This window comes from Kocuria sp. APC 4018, from assembly GCF_030407675.1.
Classification (GTDB): Bacteria; Actinomycetota; Actinomycetes; order Actinomycetales; family Micrococcaceae; genus Kocuria; species Kocuria rhizophila.
In genome coordinates this window covers 1-962 of sequence record NZ_JASDCY010000123.1, presented here as the reverse complement: position 1 = coordinate 962, position 962 = coordinate 1, and the positions used below count along the sequence as shown (strand labels likewise).

The window sequence follows — 962 nt, the reverse complement described above, 5'->3', positions numbered from 1 at the left end:
CACAACCCGCGGATTTACCAACGGGTCACCCTACATGCTTAGACCAGGACAACCATCGCCTGGCTCGGCTACCTTCCTGCGTCACACCTGTTAACACGTTTACCTCCCCGGATCAGGTCCCACGCTCCCCACACACCCCGCGTACCACAAGGGCACACGGTCATGGTGGTTCGGGTGGTTAGTATCCCCGGTTCAGTAGGGTCGGTTCTTCGTCGGTACGGGAATATCAACCCGTTGTCCATCGACTACGCCTGTCGGCCTCGCCTTAGGTCCCGACTCACCCAGGGCAGATTAGCTTGACCCTGGAACCCTTGATCATCCGGCGGACGGGTTTCTCACCCGTCTATCGCTACTCATGCCTGCATTCTCACTCGTTGAGGTTCCACCACTGGGTCACCCCGCAGCTTCACTACCCCAACGACGCTCCCCTACCCACAACACCACCTCAACCACAAACGGCTCAGCTATACGGTGTCATGCCACAACTTCGGCGGTGTACTTGAGCCCCGCTACATTATCGGCGCGGAATCACTTGACCAGTGAGCTATTACGCACTCTTTCAAGGGTGGCTGCTTCTAAGCCAACCTCCTGGTTGTCTAAGCAACTCCACATCCTTTCCCACTTAGCACACGCTTAGGGGCCTTAGTTGATGGTCTGGGCTGTTTCCCTTTCGACTATGAAGCTTATCCCCCACAGTCTCACTGCCACGCTCAACTTGACTGGCATTCGGAGTTTGGTTGACGTCAGTAACCTTGTAGGGCCCATCAGCCATCCAGTAGCTCTACCTCCAGCAAGCAACACGCAACGCTGCACCTAAATGCATTTCGGGGAGAACCAGCTATCACGGAGTTTGATTGGCCTTTCACCCCTACCCACAGCTCATCCCCTCCATTTTCAACTGAAGTGGGTTCGGTCCTCCACGCGCTCTTACACGCGCTTCAACCTGGCCATGGGTAGATCAC

General features: G+C 56.0%; 1 rRNA gene. It reads right to left on the bottom strand.

The annotated features are described in order from the left end of the window. Positions 1 to 962, bottom strand: a 23S ribosomal RNA gene (locus tag QL985_RS12095); the annotation flags it as partial.